18 protein-coding genes are annotated in these 24,665 nt (G+C 66.6%); 5 read left to right on the forward strand and 13 right to left on the reverse strand.

The window, feature by feature from the left end:
• Positions 1 to 70 precede the first annotated feature (70 nt).
• Positions 71 to 2,407: a Tex family protein gene (locus F3W81_RS10945; RefSeq protein WP_226941645.1), complete on the forward strand. Its 2,337-nt coding sequence runs from the start codon at positions 71 to 73 to the stop codon at positions 2,405 to 2,407.
• 1 nt (position 2,408) lies between these two features.
• Here the strand turns inward: F3W81_RS10945 and F3W81_RS10950 are convergent, their stop codons facing one another.
• From F3W81_RS10950 to F3W81_RS10995, 10 genes are all read right to left on the reverse strand, one after another.
• Entirely contained in the window at positions 2,409 to 3,644 is a 1,236-nt protein-coding gene (locus F3W81_RS10950) for a TetR/AcrR family transcriptional regulator (protein WP_193079203.1), read from the reverse strand.
• Between the two features lie 60 nt (positions 3,645 to 3,704).
• Entirely contained in the window at positions 3,705 to 4,592 is an 888-nt protein-coding gene (gene yghX, locus F3W81_RS10955) for a YghX family hydrolase (RefSeq protein WP_193079204.1), read from the reverse strand.
• A gap of 110 nt (positions 4,593 to 4,702) precedes the next feature.
• Positions 4,703 to 5,158 (reverse strand): hypothetical protein, encoded by a 456-nt coding sequence (locus F3W81_RS10960; RefSeq protein ID WP_193079205.1) that lies wholly within the window; start codon positions 5,156 to 5,158, stop codon positions 4,703 to 4,705.
• 163 nt (positions 5,159 to 5,321) lie between these two features.
• Entirely contained in the window at positions 5,322 to 8,420 is a 3,099-nt protein-coding gene (locus tag F3W81_RS10965) for an efflux RND transporter permease subunit (protein WP_193079206.1), read from the reverse strand.
• Between the two features lie 3 nt (positions 8,421 to 8,423).
• Complete coding sequence (locus tag F3W81_RS10970) at positions 8,424 to 9,644, reverse strand: efflux RND transporter periplasmic adaptor subunit (protein WP_193079207.1); 1,221 nt, start codon at positions 9,642 to 9,644, stop codon at positions 8,424 to 8,426.
• A gap of 3 nt (positions 9,645 to 9,647) precedes the next feature.
• Positions 9,648 to 10,154, reverse strand: a complete 507-nt coding sequence (locus F3W81_RS10975; protein ID WP_193079208.1) for a GbsR/MarR family transcriptional regulator — start codon at positions 10,152 to 10,154, stop codon at positions 9,648 to 9,650.
• A gap of 200 nt (positions 10,155 to 10,354) precedes the next feature.
• On the reverse strand, positions 10,355 to 11,365 hold the full coding sequence (locus tag F3W81_RS10980) for a glycosyltransferase (RefSeq protein ID WP_193079209.1): 1,011 nt from the start codon (positions 11,363 to 11,365) through the stop codon (positions 10,355 to 10,357).
• Between the two features lie 20 nt (positions 11,366 to 11,385).
• On the reverse strand, positions 11,386 to 12,384 hold the full coding sequence (locus F3W81_RS10985) for a glycosyltransferase family 2 protein (RefSeq protein WP_193079210.1): 999 nt from the start codon (positions 12,382 to 12,384) through the stop codon (positions 11,386 to 11,388).
• Between the two features lie 24 nt (positions 12,385 to 12,408).
• Complete coding sequence (locus tag F3W81_RS10990; RefSeq protein WP_226941646.1) at positions 12,409 to 13,344, reverse strand: glycosyltransferase family 2 protein; 936 nt, start codon at positions 13,342 to 13,344, stop codon at positions 12,409 to 12,411.
• A gap of 1 nt (position 13,345) precedes the next feature.
• On the reverse strand, positions 13,346 to 14,584 hold the full coding sequence (locus F3W81_RS10995; RefSeq protein WP_193079211.1) for an oligosaccharide flippase family protein: 1,239 nt from the start codon (positions 14,582 to 14,584) through the stop codon (positions 13,346 to 13,348).
• A 320-nt stretch (positions 14,585 to 14,904) separates the two neighbouring features.
• On the opposite strand from F3W81_RS10995, the gene F3W81_RS11000 reads away from it, so the two are divergent.
• A complete protein-coding gene (locus F3W81_RS11000; RefSeq protein ID WP_407692479.1) occupies positions 14,905 to 16,080 on the forward strand; it encodes a polysaccharide biosynthesis/export family protein in 1,176 nt (391 codons plus the stop codon).
• A gap of 10 nt (positions 16,081 to 16,090) precedes the next feature.
• Here the strand turns inward: F3W81_RS11000 and F3W81_RS11005 are convergent, their stop codons facing one another.
• The 3 genes from F3W81_RS11005 to F3W81_RS11015 form a co-directional block, all read right to left on the reverse strand.
• Complete coding sequence (locus tag F3W81_RS11005; protein WP_193079212.1) at positions 16,091 to 18,703, reverse strand: hybrid sensor histidine kinase/response regulator; 2,613 nt, start codon at positions 18,701 to 18,703, stop codon at positions 16,091 to 16,093.
• Between the two features lie 39 nt (positions 18,704 to 18,742).
• Complete coding sequence (locus tag F3W81_RS11010; RefSeq protein WP_226941647.1) at positions 18,743 to 19,267, reverse strand: oxidoreductase; 525 nt, start codon at positions 19,265 to 19,267, stop codon at positions 18,743 to 18,745.
• A 105-nt stretch (positions 19,268 to 19,372) separates the two neighbouring features.
• The gene (locus F3W81_RS11015) at positions 19,373 to 20,785 is read right to left on the reverse strand and encodes a WecB/TagA/CpsF family glycosyltransferase (protein ID WP_193079213.1); all 1,413 of its coding nucleotides are present in this window, start codon (positions 20,783 to 20,785) and stop codon (positions 19,373 to 19,375) included.
• Between the two features lie 351 nt (positions 20,786 to 21,136).
• Here F3W81_RS11015 and F3W81_RS11020 point away from each other — a divergent pair, with 351 nt between their 5' ends.
• From F3W81_RS11020 to F3W81_RS11030, 3 genes are all read left to right on the forward strand, one after another.
• Positions 21,137 to 21,751, forward strand: a complete 615-nt coding sequence (locus tag F3W81_RS11020) for a response regulator (protein WP_193079214.1) — start codon at positions 21,137 to 21,139, stop codon at positions 21,749 to 21,751.
• A gap of 109 nt (positions 21,752 to 21,860) precedes the next feature.
• A complete protein-coding gene (locus F3W81_RS11025; RefSeq protein ID WP_193079215.1) occupies positions 21,861 to 23,345 on the forward strand; it encodes a GumC domain-containing protein in 1,485 nt (494 codons plus the stop codon).
• A gap of 8 nt (positions 23,346 to 23,353) precedes the next feature.
• On the forward strand, positions 23,354 to 24,664 hold the full coding sequence (locus F3W81_RS11030; protein WP_193083817.1) for an O-antigen ligase domain-containing protein: 1,311 nt from the start codon (positions 23,354 to 23,356) through the stop codon (positions 24,662 to 24,664).
• Position 24,665 lies beyond the last annotated feature (1 nt).

Raw genomic sequence — 24,665 nt, forward strand, 5'->3', positions numbered from 1 at the left:
CTTGGCGGGGCGGCGGGGGCTGGATATGTAAGCGATCCAATACCCGCCCAACAGTTCGGAGACCCTGCCCGTGGACACCCCCAGCGCGACCGCATCCAGAATTGCCCGCCTTATCGCCACCGAAATCGCCGCCCGGCCCGAACAGGTCATCGCCGCAGTGACCCTGCTGGACGAGGGCGCAACGGTGCCCTTCGTCGCGCGCTACCGCAAGGAGGTCACCGGCGGGCTGGACGACACGCAGCTGCGCAACCTCGCGGACCGTCTGGGCTATCTGCGCGAGCTGGAGGACCGGCGCGCGGCGATCGTGAAGAGCATCCAGTCCCAGGACAAGATGACCGATGCGCTGGCCGGGTCGATTGCCAAGGCCGAGACCAAGGCGCAGCTGGAAGACATCTATCTGCCCTACAAGCCCAAGCGCCGCACCAAAGCAATGATCGCGCGCGAAAACGGGCTGGAGCCGCTGGCCGAGGCGATTCTGGCGGACCGCTCGCGCGATCCCGAGGCGCTGGCGGCGGGCTATCTGAGCGAGGCCGTGGCCGATCAGAAGGCGGCGCTGGACGGCGCGCGTGACATTCTGACGGAACGGCTGGCCGAGGACGCGGAGCTGGTGGGGTCCTTGCGGACCTACATGCAGCGCGAGGCGGTGCTCAGCGCCAAGCTGGTCAAGGGCAAGGAGCAGGAGGGCGCGAAGTTCTCCGACTATTTTGATCACCGAGAGCAGTGGTCCAAGGTGCCGGGACACCGGGCGCTGGCAATGCTGCGCGCCGCCAACGAAGGCATCGTGACGGTCGAGATCGCCCCGGACGAGGATCAGGCGGATCGCCCGGTCGATATGGTGGCGGCGAAACTGCAGGCGCGCGGCTCCGGCCCCGGCGACGTCTGGCTGCGCAAGGTCGCGGGCTGGACGTGGCGGGTCAAGCTGAGCCTGTCGATGACGCTGGATCTGCTGAGCGACATGCGCACCCGTGCCCATGAGGACGCGATTTCGGTTTTTGCGCGCAACCTCAAGGACTTGCTGCTGGCCGCCCCGGCGGGGTCTCAGGCGACTTTGGGCCTCGATCCCGGTATTCGGACCGGCGTGAAATGCGCTGTCATCGATGCCACGGGCAAGGTGCTGGGGACCGACACGATCTATCCGTTCCAGCCCAAGAACGACGTTCGCGGCGCGCAGCATGCCCTCCTGTCGATGATCACGAAACACGGGATCGAGCTGATCGCCATCGGCAATGGCACCGCCAGCCGCGAGACGGAAAAGCTGGTCGCCGATACGCTGAAGATGCTGCCCGAGACGGTGAAGAAACCGACCAAGGTGATCGTCAGCGAGGCCGGGGCTTCGGTCTATTCCGCCTCGGAACTGGCGGCGAAGGAATTCCCCGATCTGGATGTGAGCTTGCGTGGGGCCGTGTCGATTGCGCGGCGGCTGCAGGACCCGCTGGCGGAGCTGGTGAAGATCGAGCCGAAAAGCATCGGCGTCGGCCAGTATCAGCACGACGTCGACCAGCATCGCCTCGGCAAGTCGCTGGAGGCGGTGGTCGAGGATGCGGTGAACGCGGTCGGGGTCGATCTGAACACCGCGTCGGCGCCGCTGCTGACGCATGTCTCGGGCCTCAGCGCCGGGCTGGCCGAGAGTATCGTCATGCACCGCGAGAGCAACGGCGCGTTCAAATCGCGCAAGCAGCTGAAGGATGTGCCCCGCCTCGGGCCGCGCGCGTTTGAACAATGCGCCGGGTTCCTGCGGATCGCGGGCGGAGAGGAGCCGCTCGATGCCTCCTCGGTCCACCCCGAAGCCTACGGCGTGGCACGCAAGATCGTGAAGGCCTGCGGGCGTGATCTGCGCGCGATCATGGGCGACAAGGCTGTGCTGACCTCGGTCCGGGCGGAGGATTTCGTCGATGACAAATTCGGCCTGCCGACGGTGCGCGATATTCTGAGCGAGCTGGAGAAGCCCGGCCGCGACCCCCGCCCCAGCTTCAAGACCGCCAGCTTTGCCGACGGCATCGACCAGATCACCGACCTGCGTGCAGGCATGGTGCTGGAGGGGACGGTGACCAACGTCGCGGCCTTTGGTGCGTTTGTCGATATCGGGGTGCATCAGGATGGCTTGGTGCATGTCAGCCAGCTGGCCGACCGCTTCGTCAAGGACCCGCATGAGGTGGTGAAGGCGGGCGATGTCGTCAAGGTGACGGTGACCGAGGTCGATGTGCCACGCAAGCGCATCGGGCTGAGCATGCGCAAGGACGGCGGCGCTTCGGCCAAGGAAGACCGAGCGGCGCGGGACGATGCGCCAAGGGGCCAGCCCAAGGGCCGCGCGCCGAAAGCCGGGTCGCACAGCGCCGGGCCTGCCCCGAAACGTGACGCGCCGGGCGGGTTTGGCGCAGCTCTGCTGGACGCGATGAAGAAGAAGTAAGCTAGTCGAAGAAGCCGTAGGCGAGCGGTCCGGCGTAGTCCCGGATCGCCGCCGCGCGCGAGGGCCAGCGGCTGACGCGCGGCGCCATGTCGGCGGCCGAGTTGACCATGCCCATCAGGCATTGCGCCGCGATGGTCGGATCAACGGCGCGGACCGAGCCCTCGGCAATCCCGTCACTGATCATCCCGGCAAACCGGCGCGCCAGCCGGTCCGAGCGGCGCGTCACATGCGGGCGGATGTCGGGCGGCAGAGCCAGCATGGCGGTGTCGCGCAGCAGCGGCAGATGGCCGGCGAACTGGACCTCCAACAGGCTGGCGAGCGCACTGGTCAGGCGGTGCCACTGGTCGCCTTGCAGCGCAATCGCGCGGTGCTGGGTGGCGGTGACGCGCGAATAGCTGCGATCAAAACAGGCGGTGACGAGGTCATCCTTGCCCGAGAGGTGGTGATAAAAGCTGCCCTTGGAGACCTGCAGCTGCGCCACGATACGCTCCACCGAGGCCCCGCGATAACCGCGTTCGTTGATCAGCCGGGTGGCGATGCGCAGATAGGTGTCGGCGCTGATCGCCACCGGCTCCGGCCCCTCGGGATCGACGGGAAAGACCTCGGGCGTCCAGGGCGCGCCGGGGCGAGCGAAACCATGGCTCAGCAGGTCGCGCAGGCGCGCCTCGACCCGGGGGAAGTCGGCCTCGGCATAGAGCTCCAACCAGCTGCGCGACCAGTGCAGCATGTCGCAGAACAGCTGGGCGCGGGCGATGTTGCGGGCCTTCTGATCAGGGTCCGCGGCGGGGCCAAAGCGCGTCGCGACCTGCGCAACAAGGCGGAAGTAGGCCGCGATCAGGCGCGTGCGGTCGGGTTCATCCAGCGCGCGCATGTCTGACAGGATGGTCAGGGGCGCGGCCTCGCCCCGGCGGATCGCGGCGCAATAGGCGCTGTTGCGCGCCAGAGCAGCGCCAAGATAGGCGCGCGGATCGGCCTTGGGGGCGGCCTCGGGCGACAGGATCGCGGCGAAACGAGCCAGCGCATCCTCCATCGCGGCGCTGGCCAGCAGCTCCTTGCGCTTGAAGTAATAGGTGATCGAGGTGGTGTTCAGCCCGACCATCTGCGCCACGCCGACAAGCGTCAGCCCCTTGAGGCCGCGCCGCGCGATCTGGGCGGCGGCGGCCGTCACGATCTCGTCCCGCTTGCGCAGGAAACGGTCGCTGTTGTCGGGGGTGGGTGCAAGGAATGTGTCGTCCATGCACCTGAATAGCAGGCCGGGGCGGGCCGTGTCATCCGGAACTGCGGACCGCCCTGCCGCTCAGCTCAGATGGGTGCGGAACCAGTCGATGCTGCGATCCCAGGCCAGGGTCGCTGCGGCTTCGTCATAGCGGGGGGTCGAATCGTTGTGAAAGCCGTGGTTCACGTCTGGATAGATATAGGCCTCGTAGGGGGTGTCATTGGCGTTGAGCGCGGCCTCATACTCCGGCCAGCCCGCATTCACACGCTCGTCCAGACCGGCGTAGTGGATCAGCAGCGGGGCGTTGATGCGCGCCACGTCGGCGGCGGCGGGCTGGCGGCCGTAAAACGGCACCGCCGCGCCGAGGTCCGGGAAAGCGACCGCAGCGGCATTGGCAACGCCGCCGCCATAGCAAAAGCCGGTGATGCCGGTCTTGCCGGTGGTCGCGGGGTGATCGGTCAGATAGTCCACCGCCGCGAAGAAATCGTTCATCAGCTTTTCCGGGTCGACCGTCTTTTGCAGGTCGCGCCCGTCGTCGTCATTGCCGGGATAACCGCCGACCGAGGTCAGCCCATCGGGGGCAAGGGCGATGAAGCCGGCCTTGGCGACGCGGCGGGCGACATCCTCGATATAGGGATTGAGGCCACGATTTTCGTGCACGACGACGACGGCAGGCAGCGGGCCAGTCGCGTTCGAGGGGGCGACGTAATAGCCGCGCACCTCGCCGTGGCCATCGGGAGAGGGATAGGTGATGTAGTCCGCCGTGATATCGGGATCGGTGAAGGAGACCTGTTGCGCCAGAGCGTAGTCGGGCTTCATCGCGGTCAGCACGGCCATCGCGGTCATGCCGCCGATGGCATAGGTACCGGCCCGTTCCAGAAACTGGCGCTTGGTGATCTTGCCGTGAGCGTAGAAATCATAAAGCTCCAGCAATTGCGGGCTGAAGTCCTTGGCGGTCAGTCGGGTCATGGCTCGGGCCCTCACATATCATAGATGATGCAGGGAGTGTGGCCCGAGGAAGGCAATCCGCAAACAGTGCAAATGCCTGATCGCCATTTCGTGATCAGGCATTGCGGGTGTCAGCCACCCTCATGCGCGCTGCCGGGTTGGCGCAGACGCTGGGCGGGACCGCGGTAGGCGGCTGTGCGGTATTGAGGCCGGGCGGCGCGCGGCGCGGTGCCGATACGCGCCAGAAGCCGACGCGGGCGATAGACGATAATCAGGCCGACCAGCAGGGCCAGCAGCGGCGTCGCCGTCAGGTGCACCAGCAGCGACATCAGCATGCCCGCTCCGACGCTATAGGTCAGAGCCGCCAGAGACAGCCCGCCAAGCCCGCCCAGTACGGCAATCACGAAGCCAAGCCCGCTGCCACCCTGCCCGTGCGACGAAGTATGTCCCGGGGTGAAAAGCGATGCATTTTCAGTCGCGTAGGGGTAGGACGGATCGCCGTCCTGGCCATACAGGTGCGAGTCCTGCGCGTCATCTATGGGATAGGGGCGCCCATGACCGCCCTTCTTGATATCATACTCGTACATTTTCACTCTCCTGCGCTCTCCCTGAGGATGCCAGCAAAAGTGTTAATGGGTGGTAACGACTCGGCGGATTGGTCGCGTTGTTTATGAAAAATTAGATTTTCTTACCAGAGCAAGCCTTGGGTCCCCGTCTTGCGCCCGGTCGGCGCTAGGCGGGGGGGGTGTTTCAGGCGTGGTCGGGTGCCTGCGGGAACAGACCCGCGACGCGTTTGCCGAAGCTGTCGACATAGGTCAGAATAACCGGCACCACGACCAACGTCAGCAGCGAGGACGAGATCAGCCCCCCGATCACCGCATGGGCCATCGGCGCGTTCTGCCCCGATCCGCCGTGGATGTTCAGCGCCAGTGGCATCATGCCGAAGATCATCGCCAGCGTCGTCATGACGATGGGGCGAAAGCGGGTCGCCCCGGCCTCGATCAGCGCATCGAACAGGTGCATTCCCTCGGCCGTGCGATGGTTGGCGTTGTCGACCAGCAGGATGGCGTTTTTCACGACCAGCCCCATCAGCATGATGAACCCGATGGCCGAGAACATGTTCAGCGTCGAGCCGCCGACCAGCAGGCCCAGCATCACGCCGACCAGCGCCAGCGGCAGCGACGACATGATCGCCAGCGGCTGCAGGAAGCTGCCGAACTGCGACGCCAGCACGAGGTAGATGAAGACCAGCGCCAGCAACAGCGCAGTGCCGGCGGTGGCACTGGTTTCGGCGATATCCTCGGCATCACCACCCATGGAGGCGCGGTAACCGGGCGGCACGGCGAGGGCGTCGACCTTGGCCTGCACGGCCGCCGTAACCTCGCCCACCTTCTTGCCGTCGAGGTTGGCGGTGACCTGGACCGAGCGCTGGCGGTCTTCGCGCGTAATCTCGCCAGGGCTTTGGGATTGCACGATATTGGCCACCTGATCGAGGCGGATCACGCCGTCGCCACTGGCGTTGGCGGCAATCGGCAGGGCACCCAGAAGGCTGACGTCGTCGCGGTAGTCCTTGGGCAGGCGGACCATGACATCGATGCTTTCGCCCTGCGGGTCGGTCCAGTCGGACACGGTCTTGCCGCCGAGCATCGGGTTCAGCGCATTGCCGACCTGTTGCAGGCTGATGCCAAGGTCGGAAGCCGCATCGCGGTCGATCTCGATCCCCAGCGTCGGCTGCGGATCATCCAGAGAGGTGCCGATATCGACGAGGCCGTCGACATCGTGCAGGCTGGCCGCCAGATCATTCGCCAGGCGCTCCAGCACGTCGAGGTTGTCGCCGAAGATCTTGACCTGCACCGGCGCCGAGATGCCGCCCAGCCCCGGATCGGCGGCGACGTTGTACTTGGCACCGGGGACGGTTTTCAGGGCATCGCGCACCGGGCCGGTCATCTGCTCGGGCGTGCGTGTGCGCTGCTGCGGCGGCACCATCTGGGCGTAGAGCGTGGCGACGTTGGAGGCCGAGGACGTGCCGGAATTGACGGTCGCATAGGTGCCGGTGAACTCGGGGAACTGGCGCAGCACGCGGTCCACCTGGGTGATCTTTTCCGCCGTGCGGTCGAGGGTGGAGCCGACGGGCGTCGTCAGCTCGACCTGCATTTCGGAGTTGTCGGCGGGGGGCACGAACTCGGTGCCGACGATGGGGAAGGTCATGATGCCAGCGACGAAAGCCGCCAGCGCCACCAGAAGCGTCGCCTTGCGCCAGCGCAGAGAGATCCGCAGCAGCGCGACATAGCCGCGCGAGATCCACTCGAAAAACCGGTCAAACTGGGCGACGGCGCGTCCGATGGGGCCGCGCTTGACGCCCGGCATGGCCGAGGGGTCGTACCAGACCGACGACAGCATCGGGTCGAGCGTGAAGGACACGAAGAGCGAGATCAGCACCGCCACCGAGACCGTGATGCCGAATTGCAGGAAGAAGCGGCCGATGATGCCGTCCATGAAGGCCACCGGCAGGAAGACGGCGCAGATCGACAGGGTGGTCGCCAGCACGGCGAGGCCGATTTCGTTGGTGCCCTCAAGGGCGGCGTCACGGTGGCTCTTGCCCATGTGGAGGTGGCGCATGATGTTTTCGCGCACCACGATGGCATCGTCGATCAGCAGACCGACCGAGAGCGACAGCGCCATCATTGTCATCATGTTCAGCGTGAAGCCGAGGAAATAGATCGCCCCCATGGTGCCGATCACCGAAATCGGCAGGGTCAGCCCGGTGATCACGGTCGAGCGCCAGGAGTTCAGGAACAGGAAGACGATGGCGGTGGCCAGCAGCGCGCCCTCGACCAGCATCGACTGGACGGATTTGAAACTCTCTTCGACCGGCTTGGCATTGTCGCGCAGCACCTCAAGCTTGACGCCGTTGAACTGGGCCTCGCCGCGCATCTTCTCCAGCTCCTTGCGCACGCCCTCGGCGACGCCGACGGTGTTGGAGCCCTGGGTCTTGACGATATCGACCGCAAGCGCGCGCTGACCGTTCAGCATGGCGAGCGAATTTGCATCCGCGAGGTGCGTGCCCACGGTGGCAATGTCGCCAAGGCGCACCGGCTGGCCACCGCGCCGGGCGATGATGATGTCGTCGAAATCGCGCAGGCCGATGATGCGCCCCTCGACCTGCACCGATTGTTCGCTGGCGCCGCTGGTCACACTGCCCGCGGGCAGGTCGAGGTTGTCCGCAGACAGCGCCGCCGTCACCTCGGCCACGCCGATGCCGAGCGCGGCCTGACGGTCCGGGTCGATCAGGATCTGCACTTCGTTGGGCAGGCCGCCGACGACCGAGGCGCGCCCGACGCCGCTGATATTGGCCAGCCGGGTCGAAATCACGTCCTCGGTCAGCCGGGTCAGCGGCCCGACCGAGAGCGTGTCGGAGGAGACGCCGATGGAGAGCACGGGCAGTTCGTTGGGATCAAAGCGCAGGATCTGGGGATCGTCGGCGGCATCGGGAAAGGCGGCCGCGATCTGCTGCACCTTCTCGCGCACCTCCTGCGAGGCGGTGGCGCTGTCGATCTCAAGCTGGAACTGCAGCACGACGATGGCAGAGCCGGTCTGGGCGGTGCTGGAAACGGTGTCGAGGCCGCTGAGGGTCGAGACGGCCTCCTCGATCGGCTTGATGATGTCGTTTTCCACGGCCTCGGGGGTGGCCCCGGAATAGGTCGTGACCACGGCGACAATGGGAAAATCAACGTCGGGCAGCTGCTCGACGGGCAGACGGGAATAGGCGAAGAGGCCGATCACCAGCATCGCGACCATGACCATGGTGGCAAAGACTGGCTGGTTGACCGAGATGCGGGTCAGGAACATGGCTTATTCCCCCACGACCATGATGTTCGCCCCGGCGCGCAGCTGCTGCAGCGGTTGCGAGACGATGACATCGCCGGTGCTCAGACCGGAGGAGATTTCGACGGTGCGCCCGCCGAACCAGTCGCGCGCCACCTCGACGCCCTGCCGCACCACCTTGTCGCCGTCGCGCTTGAAGACGTAAGCCCCCGCATCGTCCTGATAGACGGCATTATAGGGCACGCCGATGGCATCGGGTTTCTCCTCAAGCACCAGACGGCCCGAGGCGAACATGCCACCGCGCAGCAGCCCATCGGGGTTGTCGATGCCGACATAGATCGGCAGCATCCGCGAGCCGGTGATGGCAACGGGATTGATCCGCTCCACATTGCCTTTGACCTGCACCGCGCCGACACCCTCGACCGTCAGTTCGACCTCAAGCCCCTGTTTGACGGAGGCGGCGTAGCGCACAGGGACGGTCGCCTCGAACTCAAGATGCGACAGATCCACCAGCGTCATCAGCGCCGAACCGATGCCGACATAGGAGCCGGGATCGACGGAGCGGTTGGAGATCATGCCATCGAAGGGCGCGGTGATGCGGGCATGGCTGAGCGAGGTCTGGGCGCTTTCGACCTGTTTTTCCTGCGCGGTGAGACTGGCGGCGAGCTGATCGGCGCTGGCCTGCCCGGTTTCGAGATCGGAGGACGGCGCGAGGCCACGGTTGACCAGATTGCGGGTCCGCTCCAGCTGGTTCTGGGCCAGTTTCAGCTGGGCGCGGGTGGAATCGGCACTGGCGCGCTGCTGCTCGAGCTGGTTGGTCAGGGTTTCGACGTCGATCTGGATCAGCTGCTGGCCGGTCCTCACGGCGTCGCCCTCGCGGCCCGTCACATCCTCGACCCGGCCCGAAACCTCGGCCGAGAGGTGCAGTTGTCGCTGCGGCGCCAGCGAGCCGGTGACCTTGACGGTTTCGCGCAGCAGACGCGGTTCGATCGTCAGCAGCTCGGTCGGCAGGATCTGCATGGTCAGCGTGGTGTCTTCGGCAGGCGCGGCCTGCTCCTCAGGCGCGGCACGCTGCGTCTTCATGTACCAGAGCGCACCCGCCGCGATCAGCGCGAGGATCAGCAGGATCAGCCAGCCACGCCGCTTTTTCGGCGCCAGTCCGGCCTTGGCGCGCGCGGCGGCCTTGCGTTCGCGCCCCGAGAGCGCCCATTCGGGCTTTTGAACATCGTCAGAAGTGTCGCGGGCCATGGGTCAGTCCTCTGCACTGGGATCGGGATGCCCGGTCGCGCCCGGTGGCGGGGGCACTTCGGCGCCGCTGCTCATATGGGCCAGCCATTCTTCAAAGAAATCAGCGGACTGGCGGTAGAACTGATTGAAATCCTCGACCCTCTGGCGGGCATCCGCGCGCTCTGGCGGGAAGCTGGCGACAAGATCTTCGATGACCAGATAGTTCTGGCGAAACCGCCCCACCAGACGGCTGAGCAACTGGAGATGCGGTTCGGCGACCGCTTCCCAGCCATCCTGCCGCGCGCCGAGATGCGAGACACGCTGCGCCAGCCCGTGCATTTCAAGCATGCGGGCATTGGTCGAGGCGGAGCCTTTGGAAATGCTCAGCGCTTCGGTCATCTGCTGCAGGGTGCGGGGTTCGCCCTCGGTCAGAAGGTAGGCCAGGATCTGGCCGGAAATCCGCGTGCCGCCGTCGCCTTGCGACATCAGGCCCATGGTTTCGATGAATCGGTCGACGGGATTTTCACTCATGCTGCACCGCTGACAGCTTTGTTCGAATCGTTCAATATGGAATGAACGTACTGAACAACTTGTGATGCGAGCGCGAAAAGGGCCCGAGCGGGGGATGCCGCCCGGGCCAAGGTGCCCGCAACCTGACGGAGCAGGTCTGCAACGGACGTGAGCTGGGTATGAGCTCTTCGCCGGTGCAGAACGCGGGATGGCGCGTGGTCTCAGGCGACCAGATGGGGGGAGCGGCGCAGCACTTCGCCGGTCAGGGATTCAAACAGGCCGAGCCAGCCTTCGCGGGTCTTGCGCTCTGGCGAGGGGGCAGAGGCGCGGCGGCGTGGCACCGTGACGACATGCGCCGTCATCTCGGAAAGGCTGTCGGTCCAGTCGGTGACCGAAAGACCGCGACAGGGGTGCGAGGCCTCCTCGGCATGATCGCGCAGACCGTCGATGCAGGACACGGCCAGCAGGCGCCCGGCGGCGCGCGCCTCAAGGGCGACGATGCCGTAGGGTTCCCAGCGCGAGGGCATCAGGATGGCGTCGCACTGCGCCATGGCGGCGACCGGATCGGCGACAAAGGCATGGAAGCGGATGCGCGGATCGGTCCCGGCGGCGGCGCGCAGGCTCTGTTCCTCGGCGCCACTGCCGTAGATGTTGAGACGCAGGTCAGGCCCGGACAGCGCGCGGAAGGCCAGGATCGCGATGTCAAAGCCCTTCTGCGCATCGAAGCGCCCGATCAGCCCGAAGGTGCGCGCCGGACCGGCGACCGCGGGCAGCGCCCGGAAGGCCGAAAGATCGACGCAGGGGTGGATCACCTCGACCTTCTCCGCCGGCGCCAGACCCCGGCTGACCAGCCAGAGACGCTGCCCCTCGGAGACCGCGACGACGCGATCGAACAGCGCATAGGCGCAGCGCAGCAGGGTCTGAAAGCGGGCGCGGGCGGTGACACGGGCCGCGACGAAACCCGCCGAATAGCTGTGCTCGACATGCACGAGGGGCGTGCCGGCGTTGCGCGCGCGCAGCAGCATCAGCCCCGCCAGACCGCGCCATGTGATGGCAAGGTGCGAGACGATGATGTCGGCTTCGATGGGGCGGATCGCGGGATTGGCGCGGGGCACAGCGATGACCTCATGCTGGGCAAAGGCCTGCATGCCGGGGTCGCGGGCCAGGAAATCGAGGTAACGGGTGACGCCGCCGGGGCCGGTATCGTCAACGAGATGTGCAATGCGGAGCATGGGGCTATCCTTTGATCAGATCAGCTGTTGGCGGTGCGGCGACGCAGCTGCCGGCGCATGAGGTCGATGGCCTTAGGCCCGGCGAGGCGCAGCACCAGCGCGGCTGTCAGGGTGGTCAGGGTCTTGGCGGGTTCTTCCCACAGCGGCAGGCGCGAGGCGGCGAAAGACTGGCGCATCAGGGCCAGCGCCTGATCCCCCTGCCCCGAGGTGACGGCGCGGCGGGCGAGGTAGCGCAGCTGATAGGCGCGCGCTGCGGGCAGGGTCGCGGCGAAGAAACCCGGGTTCAGCGGGACCAGCTTGCCGACCATGCGGTTCCAGTTGCCGTATTGCGCAGTGATGCCTGCCGACAGGCCCTGCGCCGCAACGCGATATTGCGTCAGCAGGCCGGGGATCCCCTCGACCGTCCAGTCGGTGCTCAGCATCAGGCGCAACCACAGCTCGATATCCTCGGACTGGCGCAGGCGTTCGTCAAAGTACCAGTCGCGCAGCTCTTCGTGCCTGGGGCGGAAGGCGATATCCTCCAGCGCGGTGCGGCGGATGACCGGAGAGGAGCCATTGCCGATGGGATTGCGCTTGAACATATGCGCGGCGGTGATGCCGCGCAGACGTGGGCGCTGCGACAGGCCGGTGGGCTGGCCCGCGTCGTCGATCAGGATGGCGCCGGAGAAGCTGATGCCGACCTGGGGGTTATCCTCAAGGTGGGCGATATGGGCGGCGAGCTTGCCCGGACGCCACAGGTCATCGGCATCGCAGAAGCCGATAAAACGGCCACGGGCGGCGGCAATGCCACTGTTGCGCGCCCCGGCGAGGCCCCGGTTGGCCTGCTGCACGATGCGGATGCGGGCGTCGTCAAAGCTGCGCGCCATTGCCACGGTGCCGTCGCAGGAGCCGTCATCGACGACGACGATCTCGAAGGCCGCATAGGTCTGGGCCAGCAGGCTGCGCAACGTGTCACCAAGGGTGGCGGCGACGTTATAGGCGGGAACAACGATCGAGGCGCGGGGCGTCAGCAGGGTCATGGCATGTCTTCCTTTACGTCGGGGTCAGGCAGCAAACAGAAGGGCGCGCACGGGACGCGGCAGGATCAGGGCAACGACTGCGGCGAGGGCCGTGGCGCCCCCCCGGAAGGGGTCGGAGAAAAAGCCGATCGGGCTTTTCAGCACCCCTGCCACGGCCAGACGCAGGGCCACGCTGGGCGGCGCATTGGTGCGCAGCGCGCGGCGGGCGAGGTAGCGCAGGTAGATGGCCTCCTGTGCGGGACTGGGGGCATATCCGTAGTGTCCGGCCGCTTTCACCGCAGCCGCCCGACCGGCGCGCATCGCCCGCAGATCCGCCGAGAGCCCCTGCGCGCAGGTGCGGTAGTAGACCAACAGCGTGTCGAGCCCGATGACGCGGTGGCCTTCGGCAACCAGACGGATCAGCCACTCCAGATCCTCATTGTGCACGATCTCGGGGTCGAAGCCGCCGGTCACGGCAAAGACCGAACTGCGCACGCAGACGTTCGACATCGTGCAGACCGGGTTTTCGCCCAGCAGCATCTGGACGCTGAGATCCTCGCTCGGGACCGAGGACTGGGTGCGGCTCCGCGCGCCGTCAAAGAAGGCAATCCGCCCGTAGGCTGCCGCGACCGAGGCATCCTGAAAGGTCGCGTCCATCCGGGCCAGCTTGGTCGGGTCGAACAGGTCGTCGGCATCGCAGAACGACAGGATCTCGCCGCGGGCCTCGTGCAGGGCGAGGTTGCGGGCGGCACTGGGCCCCTTGCCGGTGTTGCGCAGCGCACGAAAGCGCGGATCGCGGGCCGCCGCTTCGGCGATCAGGGTCGGGGTGGCGTCTGTGCTGCCATCGTCGATCAGCAGGGCCTGCCAGTTGCCAAAGGTCTGGGATTCAAGGCTGGCGAGGGTTTCGCGCAGGGTATCAGCGGCATTCCAGCAAGGCACAACAATCGTGAAACGGTACAGGTAGGGCATGGCGAAGGTCATATCAAAAGGCCTCTTGGCGGGTAAAACGATACACCGGAGCGAGGACGAACAGGGCCGCGCCGATTTGGGTGATGAGCGCCACGGCGAGATAGCCGAAGGCGATGGAGGTCAGGCCATAACGGGCCAGAAGGGCGGTGTTGGCGATCAGTGCCAGGGTCATGGCGAGGGTCAGCAGCAGCTCGGTCTGGGGTTGATTCTGGGCGCGCAGCCATTGCGCGGCACCGGACCAGAGCACGCCGGGGATCGCCGCGAGGCACAGCACCGAGACGATCGTGTCGATGCCCTGCCAGTGGTCACCGAACAGGATCGGCACGTAGAAGGGCGCGGCCATGGCCTGGGCGATCACCACCGGGGCAATCACTGCAAGGCTGAGGCCCATGGCGCGGCGCAGGGCGGCAGCGGGATCACTGGCCGCACAAAGATGCGGGAACAGCGCGACCGAGAAGGCCTGAGCGAAGGAGGTGGCGAGGCCGAGACCGGCGTTGAAGGCCATGAAGTAGAGGCCCAGCGCCTCGGTCCCCAGAAGGGCGACGATGACCAGCTTATCGGCCTGCAAGCGCATGGCCTTGGTGACTTCAACCCCGAGAACCGACAGGCCGTAGGAGACGAAGGGGCGCAGCGGCGCCGGGGCGACATTGCGGTCCGGGCTCCAGGGGCGCAGGCGGCGCATGGCGATCAGCCAGATCGGGGCGGCCAGAAGGCGCGGCAGCACCAGCGCCAGCGGGCCGGGGACGAGCACGGCGAGGATGGCCGACATGACGTTCGCGCCCACCACCTGACCGGCGGCGATGGCGGCGGTTTCCTGCAGGCGGCCTTCGCGCATCGCCAGGGCACAGTGCACGAGGCCCGCAGGCATGAAGACATATTCGCCGGCCAGCACCGCGATCAGGATGAACAGCGCCCAGTCGCCGGTGGCGGCAAAGATCACCGCGCCGATGGCGATCTGCAGGGCAAACAGGCCAAAGCACCAGACGTTGAAGATGCGGCGCGCGGTGCGGCAGGTGGCCTCCAGCGCGTCGGGGCGGGCCGAGATGATGCGCTGGCCGACACCGTTTTCGGTCAGCGCCTTGAGGATATCGGCAGCCGCCAGCGCGGCAGCGGCGACACCGATCGCAGTGGCATCCATGGTCCGGGCGACCGCCACGACGACCAGAAGCCGCGACGCTTTCGCCGCCACTTCCGACAGGCAATAGGCTGTCAGGTGGCGGGCAAAGGGTCCGAGGCGATCAGTGAGCATCATGGCGGTCCGTTCCGTGAGGGTACGCCGGCAAATCGGCGGTGTGTGATCTATAGCGCGCAGCCCACTCAACCGTCGCGGTCCCGGCGGGACAGGTGTTGCGCCCAAAGGTCGAGCCTCCTATCCTTTCGGATATATGCGCCTCACCTTGCGGCGGCTGTTCGGCCTGACCAGCCCGTCTAACATCGTGATTCCGCGCCGAATTCTTCGGAGGTGCCCGATTGGCCGTTCCTGTTCGCCCCGGTTCTGACTGCCGCCCCGACAGCGGGGCCACAGGGCGTCGCAGCCTGCGCCGCCGGGCGGGCCTGGCCCTTCTGGTGGGCCTGACCGCCTGTGCTCCGCCGCGCAGCCCGGCCAACTTGGAACCGGCGGCTGCGGGCGGGGCCTATCAGGCGCAATACCGTGATCCCGAACGCCCGCGTGAGGCGCAGCCGCTGCTGCGCTCCGCCCAGATGAACGCGGCGCGCTGCCTGCCCTTTGCCGGTGGTGCAGGCGATGGCAGCGGCGGCAAGCTGGGCGGGCGCGCGCCTGCCTCCTTGCGAGGAGAGCTGCTGTCGCGCGGCGATCTGCTGGACCTGCGCCTGCCCGAGGACGAGACGTTCACCGACGAATACGTCGTGTCGCGCGATGGCACGCTGAAGCTGCCCTACCTGACGCCGATCCCGGCGCAGGGGCGGTCCACCCGCGATGTCATGGGCGCGATCCGCAGCGGGCTGGTGGATGGCGGCTTTTATACCGAGGATCCGACGGTTTCGCTGCTGGTGGAGGATTTCGCCGCCGCGCGGGTGGCGATCTCGGGCGCTGTATTTGAACCCAAGACCGCCGATATCGGTGGCGTGCCCGGCGATCAGGTGGATGTGAGGCGGCAAGGGGCGCTTGGCGACTCGACCGAGGGGCGCAATATCTCGGTCGCGCTGCGCGCGGCGGGCGGCGTGCGCCCGGATGCGGATCTGTCGGCGGTGCGCCTGACGCGGGGGGGTACGAACTATCGCCTCGATCTGCGCGGCGCGCTGGAGGGGCGCAGCTTTGACGACGTGATGCTGATCAGCGGTGATGAAGTTCATGTGCCGACGCGGGATTGCTTTCAGGACTGGATGCTGGCGCCGGGGCCGATCAGCCCGCCGGGTGTCTCGCTCTACCTGTCGAACCTGACGCAACCGGCGACGGGCAATGCGCCCTCGGCCATTGGGCAGACCGTGCGGCAGGTGCCATATGGCACAAGGTTCATGCAGGCGGTGGTGGATTCCAACTGTGTCGGCGGGGCGCGGGCGACCAGTGCGCATCGCTCAGCCGCGCTGTTTTCGCGCAATCCGGTGACCAAGGTTTCTGTCGTGATCGAGCGTGGCATTGAGGACATGCGCGCGCGGGCAGAGCGCGATGACTATGACCCCTACCTGCTGCCGGGCGATGCTATTGCCTGCTACGACAGCACCATCACCAATATCACCGAAGTCGGGCGGGTGCTGGGCATTGTCGGGGCTGTGACGCTGCTGAAGTGAGCCGGGCCGTTCACACGGTCTGGCGGGCCTCGTCACACCACAGATCCAGCGCCGTATGGCTGCGGGCCCAGAGGTTGGGCAGCGCCGTGATCAGGGCGGGATCGACAGTGCCGCTTTGCTTGAGGGCGGTTTCGATCTGGCCAAGGTGTTTGCGCAGGGCCTTCAGCCCGAAGGCCGCGCAACTGCCCGCGATCCGGTGCGCCTGCGCCTGAAGCGCGGGGTCGTCGGTGGGTTTATCGGCAAACCAGGCAATGTCGCGGGCGGTCTCGTCGGTGAAACGTTGCAGCAGAGCCTCGCGCGCGGCTTCGGGCAGGTCGATCCAGAACCGCTCCAGATGGGCGGTATCGAGCAGGGCATCGACTGTGGAGGGCGACATCTCGGGGACACGCGCCACCTCAGTTGCGCCCTGCCGCGCGGCGGCGAGGGTCGCCAGCAGTTCGCCCCGGTCCAGCGGCTTGGAGATGCAGTATTCCATCCCGGCCTCGCGAAAGCGGGCGACCTCTTCGGGCAGGGCATGGGCGGTGACGGCGAGAATGGGGGTGCGGGCGCAGGGGCCCTTCCCCGCGCGGATCAGCCGCGCCGCCGCCTGCCCATCGAGCACCGGCATCGAAATATCCATCAGGATCAGATCGAAGGCGCGGGTGCTGGCCATCTCGACGCCGGACATGCCGTCATGAGCCTCGATCACCTCATGGCCCTCGGCGATCAGCATCTGGCGGGCGACGAAGCGGTTTATCTCGTTGTCCTCGACCAGAAGGATGGTCATCGGCGCCTGTCTGGCCATGCGCGGCTGAAGCGTGCGCGCGCGACGGTCCGGGCCATTGTAGGCGGGCATGTCGGCGACGGGGAGCATCGGAATGCGCACCCAGAACAGACTACCCTCGCCCACTTCGCTTTCCGCGCCGATGGTGCCGCCCATCAGGCCCGTCATGCGGCGCGCAATGCCAAGGCCGAGGCCGGTGCCCCCGACCTGCCGCGCATAGGAGGAATCCAGCGTCTCGAAATCCAGAAAGATCCGCTCAAGATCGGCCTCGGCAATGCCGATGCCGGTGTCGATCACCCGAAACTCCAGCTTGGGATCGCGAAAGCCCAGCGTCTCGACCTCGATCTCGACGCTGCCGCCACGGGTGAATTTCACCGCGTTGCCCAAAAGGTTCAGCAGGACCTGCCGCAGACGGCGCGCATCCCCAGCGATGGCATCCTGTTCCACGCCTTCCCAGTGCCAGCTCAGCGCGGTGCCGTTGGCCGCTGCCAGAGGCGAGATGGTTTCCACCACACCGTCCAGCAGGCGCTTGACCGACATCGGTTTCTGTTCGACCGAGAGCTTTCCGGCCTCGAACTTGGCAAGGTCCAGCACATCGTTGACAAGCCCCAATAGCAACTGCCCCGAGGATTGCATGTGATCCAGCAGATCGCTCTGCGCTTCGGTCATCTTGTGGTCGCGCAGCAGCTGCATGGTGCCGAGCAGACCGTTCAGCGGCGTGCGCATCTCATGGCTCATAACCGCGAGGAATTCTGCCTTGACGCGTTCGCTGGCAAGGGCGCGATCGCGGGCCTCGGTCAGCCCCTCTTCGGCGGCCTTGCGGCGTGAGATGTCGCGGATGAAGGCGACATAGACCGGGCCATCGGCCCCGGCGGCACGATCAAACGACAGCTCTGCCGGAAAGGTGCGCCCGCCGCGCGCCATCGCCTTCACATCAAGCGTGCGGTCCAGAGTGGGCAGGATCGAGGCCACCGCGTCCGGGTCAAAGCGATGCCGCGCCAGGCTGAGGATCTGGTCGTGGCTTTCCGGCACGATCAGCAGCTCAAGCATGTCACGCTGGCGCGCTTCCGCGCGCGAGTAGCCAAAGATCGACTGGGCGGCCGTGTTGAATTCGCGGATCCGCCCCTCGGCATCGCTGAGGATGATCGCGTCGAGCGAGGTTTCCACGATGGTGCGCATCCGGCCCGCCGTGCGCTGCACCTCGGCTTCGCGCAGCGAGGCCAGACGGTTCAGCCGCCAGAGCGCCAGCGCCAGCAGCATCAGCCCGGCCAGCACGATCGCCAGAACGGCGGCGAGGCGGATCAGCGTGCCCATGACCTGCTGCCGCTGCTGATCGGAATCGTCTGCAAAGGCGGCAAGCCCGGCCAGCGTCAGGTTGCGCACCTCTACCATGATGGCATCGGCGGCGGTCTGCAACTCGGGCAGTGCGGCCTGCAGATCGGCATCGGGTCCGTCGATCAGCGGCACGGCGAAGGCCATGAAGTCCTGAATATTCTGACGCGGTTCGACGAGGTCGCGGGCATCGCGCATCCCGCGATAGACCGCACCGGATTCCAGGGTGGCGAGGCGGCTGTAGAAGATATCGAACCGGCGGCGCAGGTCACGCAGGCTCACCTGATCCTTTTCGGCCAGTTCCAGCGCCAGGCGGAACTGCATGTATTCCACATCAGCCTGCGCCAGGCTCCATTGCAGATTGTCGGAATTCGAGGTGCTGAGCGCATCGATTTCGCGCAACACAAGAAAGGCCATGCTGCCCACCAGACCGACGCAGAAGGTCAGCGCAAGGACCGTTGCCGCCGTGCGGCTTCTCAGCAGACGCAAGGGGCGGGGCGCGGGGCTCTGATCGTCGGGCAGGCTCATCTTCTTCTCCGCAGGGGCGGGGGCGATGGGCCGCCCGCGTCACTCCATCTCGATGCGATCCAGCTGCCATATGCTGCGCGAATACGCGACCTCGGACTGGTAGGCTGGCTTGCTGTCGTAGGGATAGATCACCCAGAGCGGGCCCTTGTCACGCAGGCTCATCGGGGCGCCGTTGTTGAGGTAGGCGAGGATGGGACCGCCATCGACCCAGTCTTCGCTGGGAATGCTGACAGCATAGTCATTGACGGCCGTCGCGCGCAAACTTTCTGCGTCGGTCCCGACAAAGGCCGCAAGATCGACCAGTTGCACCCCGGTGAAGGTCTGCAGGCCTTCGGTCCAGATGGTCTGGGTCTGAATGGTCACACTCGGCAGGGCCTCAAGCATTGCGCGGTCAAACATGGCGGCGCCATCGGCGTTGGTGTTGGCGATATCGCCAGTCACGCTCAGCAGCACTTCGCCCGTGGGCTGCGCAAGATCGGACGCGCGCGCCGACAGAGGGGTCAGTGCCATCAGGCCGCCGAGGGCGAGCGCAAGGAACGAGGGTGTCACGGTTGTGGTGGTCATGGCGGTCTCCTGCGGTTCGGTGGACTCTGTGTGCCCCGAAACCGAGTTTTACGGCAGAGGGGCATCGGACCACCCGACCTATCCAAAGGGATAGGACAGGCGGGGTCAGTAGGCGCCGCGCCCGCCCAGCACCGCCCGGAACGTCATGGCGATGATCATGAGGTCGAGCAGGGTGGAGCGGGCCCCGGCATAGGCGAGGTCCATCTCGACCATGCGGTCGAAGCCGATTTCGGCGCGCCCTGACACCTGCCAGATGCCGGTCAGGCCGGGATTGACCGCCAGACGGCCAAGGGCACGGTCGGGATAGGCGGCGACCTCTTCGGCCAGGGCCGGGCGGGGACCGACGAGCGACATATCACCGCGCAGGATGTTGAGCAGCTGCGGCAGCTCGTCCAGCGACAGGCGGCGCAGCAGGCGGCCGACGCGGGTCACGCGCGGATCGTTGCGGGACTTGAAGCAGATCCCCTCGCGGTCCGAGGTGGCCAGCAGGGCGGCGCGGCGAGCTTCGGCGTCCGCATACATCGAGCGGAACTTGTACATCGTGAAGGGTTTGCCATCGCGCCCGATGCGGGTCTGGCGAAACAGGACTGGGCCCTTGCTCTCGGCGCGGATGACCGCCGCCAGCACCAGACCGACAGGCGCCAGCAGGGCGACAGCCGCCCCGGCGGTGACCACGTCCAGCACACGGCGGCGCAGGCTGTAGCCTTCGGTCTGGCCGACCGCATGGGCGGCGGCGCGCACCAGAAAGCTGAGGTTGCCGGCGAGGTAGCGTTTGGCCATGCGGCGCGGCTCAGACGCCAGACGCCAGATCCATTCGGCGCGCGCACGGCGCACGAAGGCGGGGGCGCGGCGCACCCGGCCCGACAGAAAGTCCAGCAGAGCACCGACACCCATGGTGATGCGGGCCGTCAGACGCGGCGCATTGCGGGCCAGCCAGGCATCCTGCATCGGCACGCCAAGGGCGGCGATCAGGATATCGGGGCGGGCGGCGTTGATGGCGGCAATCGCCGCCTCCTCGTCCGCCATGCCGTCGTAGCCGTCGCGGGTGCCGACGATGCGCAGACCGGGGATCGACAGGCAGAGCCTGCGCGCCGCCTCCTCCGCCACGCCGGGACGTGCGCCCAGCAGATAGACGCTGAGGCCCTGCGCCGCCGCAGCCCGCAGCAGAGCAGGCGTGAAATCGGTGCCGTTGAGGTTTTCGGCGAAGCGCTTGCCACAGAACTTTGCGGCCAGCTCAACCCCGATCCCGTCGGGCAGAACCATGTCGGCAGTGCTCAGCGCATCCGCATAGGTGGTGTCCTTTGCCATGACGTTGCCGCAATGGGCATTCAGGAAGGCGACGCGGCGCGGAGTGTCCGAGGACAGCAGGTCATGAACAACCTGAGCGGTTGTGCCGCTGACCAGATCCAGACCGAACAGGCGGATCTGCGACAGGCCGGGACGGCGCGGGGCGAAGGCGTTGATCGTGTCGAGAGCGGGGTGGGACGAGGCAAAGTTGGCAGGGGCGAATTGGGTCATCGGGGCATCCAGTTTGCTAGAATTTCCAATGAGATGCCGTAATTATCCCCTTTGCTTCAACGGCGCGGAGGGAGGGGAATGGACCCCGCCCGGTCAGTCCCCCTGCCTGTCGAGATAGCGCCGGAGCCCGTTTGTGCCGCCGCCTCCAGCCACCCGTATAGCGCGCTATCCCAACGGGTAGCGCCCCGAGGGGTGCTGCCCCCAGCGACGACGATTTCAGGTCGCCAAGGTCGGAGCGATGACATAGGCTGATCTCGACGGTGGCCCTGCCCCGCGCCATGTCCTGGCCGCACCACAAAGGTGCGCCGTCGGGCAAGGCAGGCGCGCCCTGACGTAGTGAGTGGAGAAGACATGCGCATTCTGATCGCCGACGATCATGATCTTCTGCGGGATACTCTGGTGCTGTATTTGCAGAACGAAAGCGGCTTTGAGGCCGAAACAGCCGCGGATTTCCCCTCAGCCCTGAGTATGGTGCAGAGCAATCCCGGTTACGATCTGGTGCTGCTGGACTTCATGATGCCGGGCATGAACGGTCTGGAAGGCCTGCGGCGGATGTCCGAAGAACCCGGTGCCACCCATGTCGCGATCATCTCGGGCACCGCCAACAAGGAGGTCGCCGAAGAGGTGCTCGCCTCCGGTGCGGCCGGGTTTCTTCCCAAGACGCTGTCGGCGAAGTCGCTGGTCAACGCGGTGCGCTTCATGTCGATGGGCGAGCAATATGCGCCGCTGGATTTCCTGCGCGGCAGTGACGATGCACCGGCGCACCCGCTGACGGAAAAGCTGTCGCGCCGCGAATATGAGGTGCTGGAGGGGCTGACGCAGGGCAAATCCAACAAGGAGATCGCCCGCGATCTGGACATCCGCGAGCCCACCGTCAAGCTGCACGTCAAGACGCTGTATCGCAAGATCGGGGCGGCCAACCGCACTCAGGCGGCAATGATCGCCAAGGAAGAAGGGCTGTTCTGATCCTATCCGTTCGGATGGGTCCCCTCTCCGGTCGCGCGGGGCGCACATCCCGCCGCGCACCCCCTGAACAGCGCGCCTTGGGATAGGTGTGGCGGCAAGGAGAACCGCCATGCCCCATCTCACCACCCGCCCTGCCCGCTTTGTCAAACTGCCGCCGATCGTTCGTGTGCCGCTGCGCGAGCTGTCGGTATCGCGTCTGTTTCGGGGCGGCAGGCCGACTGACCTTGGTCGCCTGCCCCGCTATGCCGGGATCTTTGCCATCGGGGCCACCTGCATCTGGGCGCCGATCTCAAGCTACCTCGCCACCGCCCCTCTGCGCTATACCAGCCAGCTGTCGCTGATCCTGCCGGGATCGGGCGCGTCCTCCTCGGTCAGCCTCAGCCAGATCGGGCAGGCCTCGTCCTTTGCCAACTCGGCCTTCTCCAACGGGTCGGTCAGCCCGACCGAGACCTACAAACGCCTGATGGGGGCCGAGCGTATTCTGGATGCCGCGGCAGGGTCGATGGGGATGGTCAGCCGCGACTTCGGACAGGCCAGGATCGAGTTGGTCGATCTGACCGGGCTGATCCATGTCACCATCACCGGCAACTCCCCCGAGGATGCGCAGGACCGCAGCAAGGCCCTGCTGGCGGCGTTCTTTTCCGAAATCGAAGCGCTGCGCACCAATGAGGTCAGCATGCGCGAGGACAGCGGGCGTTCCGCGATCGAGCAATACCGCACCTCGGTGATGCAGACGCGCGAGGAGATCTCGGCCCTGCAACGTGAGAGCGGCCTGATCTCGGCCGATCAATATGACGCGCTGGTGGCCGAGGCCGATGCGCTGGCCCGCGCCACCCGCGACCTGTCGGTGACGCTGGATGAAAAGACCAAGGCGGTGGAGCAGTTGCAAGCCGCGCTGGCGACCAGCCCGCGCCTTGCAGCCGCCACCCTGCGCCTGCATGCCGATACGCAGTTCGTTGCCCTGACGGAAGAAATGTCGCTGCGCGCGACCGAGCTTTCGCAGCTGCGCGGGCGGTTTGGCGAGAAGCACCCTCAGGTCGCCAGCGCCCGCGCCGGTCATGCTGCCGCCGAGACCGAGGCGCATCTGCGTGCCCGCCAGCTGACGGGTCTGAGCGACGGCGAGCTCGCGACGCTCGACATCAGCCACGTCGGCAGCCGCGCCGGTCTGCTGAGCGATCTGGTGAAGCTGGATTCCGAGCGCGCCGGTCTGGTTGCCGAATACGCCGCGATGACGACGCGCCTTGCCACGTCAGAGACGCGCAAGCTGGCGCTGATCGACACCGCCGCGCGGCTTGAGGATCTGCAACGCGATTTCTCGGTCTCGGAGGCGGTGTTCGCCTCGGCCATGGCGAAATCGCAGACCTCCAAGACCGACCTCTATGCCTCCTACCCCCTCGTGCAGGTGCTGGAGGACCCGTCCTTGCCGTCTGAGCCCTCCTCTCCGCGTCGCAAACTGGCGATTGCCGCCGGGATCGCCGCGACGTTTTTCCTGTTCGTGGGGCTGATGCTGGGTTGGCTGCGCCGCCCGCTGATCGGCACGCTGCTGCACGAGGGGCGCTCAGCTGCGCCCGGCCACGCCGTTCCGGCGGAGTGAGGGCGATGATGGACATCCAGCCGCAGAACCCTGCCGAGGCCATCGTCTTCAAGGCGCTGAAATGGACCTGGCCGTTCTACTTTGTCGGCGCGCTTTATGTCGTGGGGCCGGTGCTGGCGTGGTCGCTGGCGGGGCTGGCGTTCCTGTCGCTCTACCTCGGGCCGGCGATCCGGTCTGACCTGCAGGCGCGCGGACCGGTGCCGGGCACCGTCTGGCTGTGGTTCGCGGGGATGGGCGTGATGCTGATTGCGCTCTGGGTCGGGCATCTGGACTGGGGGCTTGGCACCAAGCAGACGATCAAATCCTCAATCGGTTGGGCCAAGGGCTGGGCGCTGCTGGCGCTGTTTCCCTTCATCGGGTCGGTCCTGCCGATCCGCCGCGAGGTGCTGATCCGTGCGCAGTGCATCGTTGGCCTGTGGACTCTGTGCCTGACGCCGATCCTGTTCATCGCGCCGCAGATCGGCCTGCCGGAGCGGATCTTTACCTCTCCGCTGAAGGCCATCGGCGGGCCGGGGCCGGAGTATTTCAGCGTTTTCCTGTTCACCTGGGACCCGTCGAGCTGGACGCCGAGGTGGCAGTTCTACGCCCCGTGGTCGCCGTTTGCCGCCCTGCTGGGGGTGTTGCAGGTGTGCTTCGCGCTGGAGGATCGCAATATCAAGTGGCGCAGTATCGGGATTGCCGCCGGCATCACCATGATCCTGCTGTCGAAATCGCGCATGGGGCTGATTGGGCTGGTCGCCTGCACCATCGGGCCGCGCATGTTGCCCTTGCTGCTGAAGGGCTGGGCCTGGCAGGTGCTGGCGGGCATCACAGCCTCACTTGCGGTTCTGGGTACGGCCCTGCTGCAGGCGCTGAAGGACGGGGTTTCTGCCTTCAAGGGCGCGCGGGCCGACAGCACCCGGGTGCGCGAAACGTTGCAGCGCATTGCAGGAGAGCGGTGGGAAAACGAGGCCTACTGGTTCGGCCATGGCACCGTGCAACCCGGCGCGCATGTGGTCGAGTTCATGCCCATCGGCAGCCACCACACCTGGTGGGGTCTGCTGTTCGTGAAGGGGCTGGTGGGGATGTCGGCGCTGCTGGTGCCGCTGGTCTGGCAAACCCTGCTGGCGCTGATGGATGCGGCGCGGGGGCCGCGCGGGCGCCTGCCGCTGGCCGTCATGATGACGATCATCCTGCTGTCCTTTGGCGAGAACCTGGAGATCGAGGCCTATATGCTCTGGCCCGGCCTGATGATCCTCGGGATTCACGCTTCCGAGATGAGCCGGGACGCCCGCGCCCGCCGGCAGAGCCGCGCGATGACGGAGTTGGCAGCGGAATAGG

Origin of the sequence: Pseudooceanicola spongiae (assembly GCF_014899185.1) — a bacterium.
Classification (GTDB): Bacteria; Pseudomonadota; Alphaproteobacteria; order Rhodobacterales; family Rhodobacteraceae; genus Pseudooceanicola; species Pseudooceanicola spongiae.

Coding starts and splice junctions, on each gene's coding strand:
- F3W81_RS10950 (WP_193079203.1), bottom strand. CDS start 3,644: ATGGACGACACATTCCTTGCACCCACCCCCGACAACAGCGACCGTTTC.
- yghX (WP_193079204.1), bottom strand. CDS start 4,592: ATGACCCGACTGACCGCCAAGGACTTCAGCCCGCAATTGCTGGAGCTT.
- F3W81_RS10960 (WP_193079205.1), bottom strand. CDS start 5,158: ATGTACGAGTATGATATCAAGAAGGGCGGTCATGGGCGCCCCTATCCC.
- F3W81_RS10965 (WP_193079206.1), bottom strand. CDS start 8,420: ATGTTCCTGACCCGCATCTCGGTCAACCAGCCAGTCTTTGCCACCATG.
- F3W81_RS10970 (WP_193079207.1), bottom strand. CDS start 9,644: ATGGCCCGCGACACTTCTGACGATGTTCAAAAGCCCGAATGGGCGCTC.
- F3W81_RS10975 (WP_193079208.1), bottom strand. CDS start 10,154: ATGAGTGAAAATCCCGTCGACCGATTCATCGAAACCATGGGCCTGATG.
- F3W81_RS10980 (WP_193079209.1), bottom strand. CDS start 11,365: ATGCTCCGCATTGCACATCTCGTTGACGATACCGGCCCCGGCGGCGTC.
- F3W81_RS10985 (WP_193079210.1), bottom strand. CDS start 12,384: ATGACCCTGCTGACGCCCCGCGCCTCGATCGTTGTTCCCGCCTATAAC.
- F3W81_RS10990 (WP_226941646.1), bottom strand. CDS start 13,344: ATGACCTTCGCCATGCCCTACCTGTACCGTTTCACGATTGTTGTGCCT.
- F3W81_RS10995 (WP_193079211.1), bottom strand. CDS start 14,584: ATGATGCTCACTGATCGCCTCGGACCCTTTGCCCGCCACCTGACAGCC.
- F3W81_RS11005 (WP_193079212.1), bottom strand. CDS start 18,703: ATGAGCCTGCCCGACGATCAGAGCCCCGCGCCCCGCCCCTTGCGTCTG.
- F3W81_RS11010 (WP_226941647.1), bottom strand. CDS start 19,267: ATGACCACCACAACCGTGACACCCTCGTTCCTTGCGCTCGCCCTCGGC.
- F3W81_RS11015 (WP_193079213.1), bottom strand. CDS start 20,785: ATGACCCAATTCGCCCCTGCCAACTTTGCCTCGTCCCACCCCGCTCTC.
- F3W81_RS11020 (WP_193079214.1), top strand. CDS start 21,137: ATGCGCATTCTGATCGCCGACGATCATGATCTTCTGCGGGATACTCTG.
- F3W81_RS11025 (WP_193079215.1), top strand. CDS start 21,861: ATGCCCCATCTCACCACCCGCCCTGCCCGCTTTGTCAAACTGCCGCCG.
- F3W81_RS11030 (WP_193083817.1), top strand. CDS start 23,354: ATGGACATCCAGCCGCAGAACCCTGCCGAGGCCATCGTCTTCAAGGCG.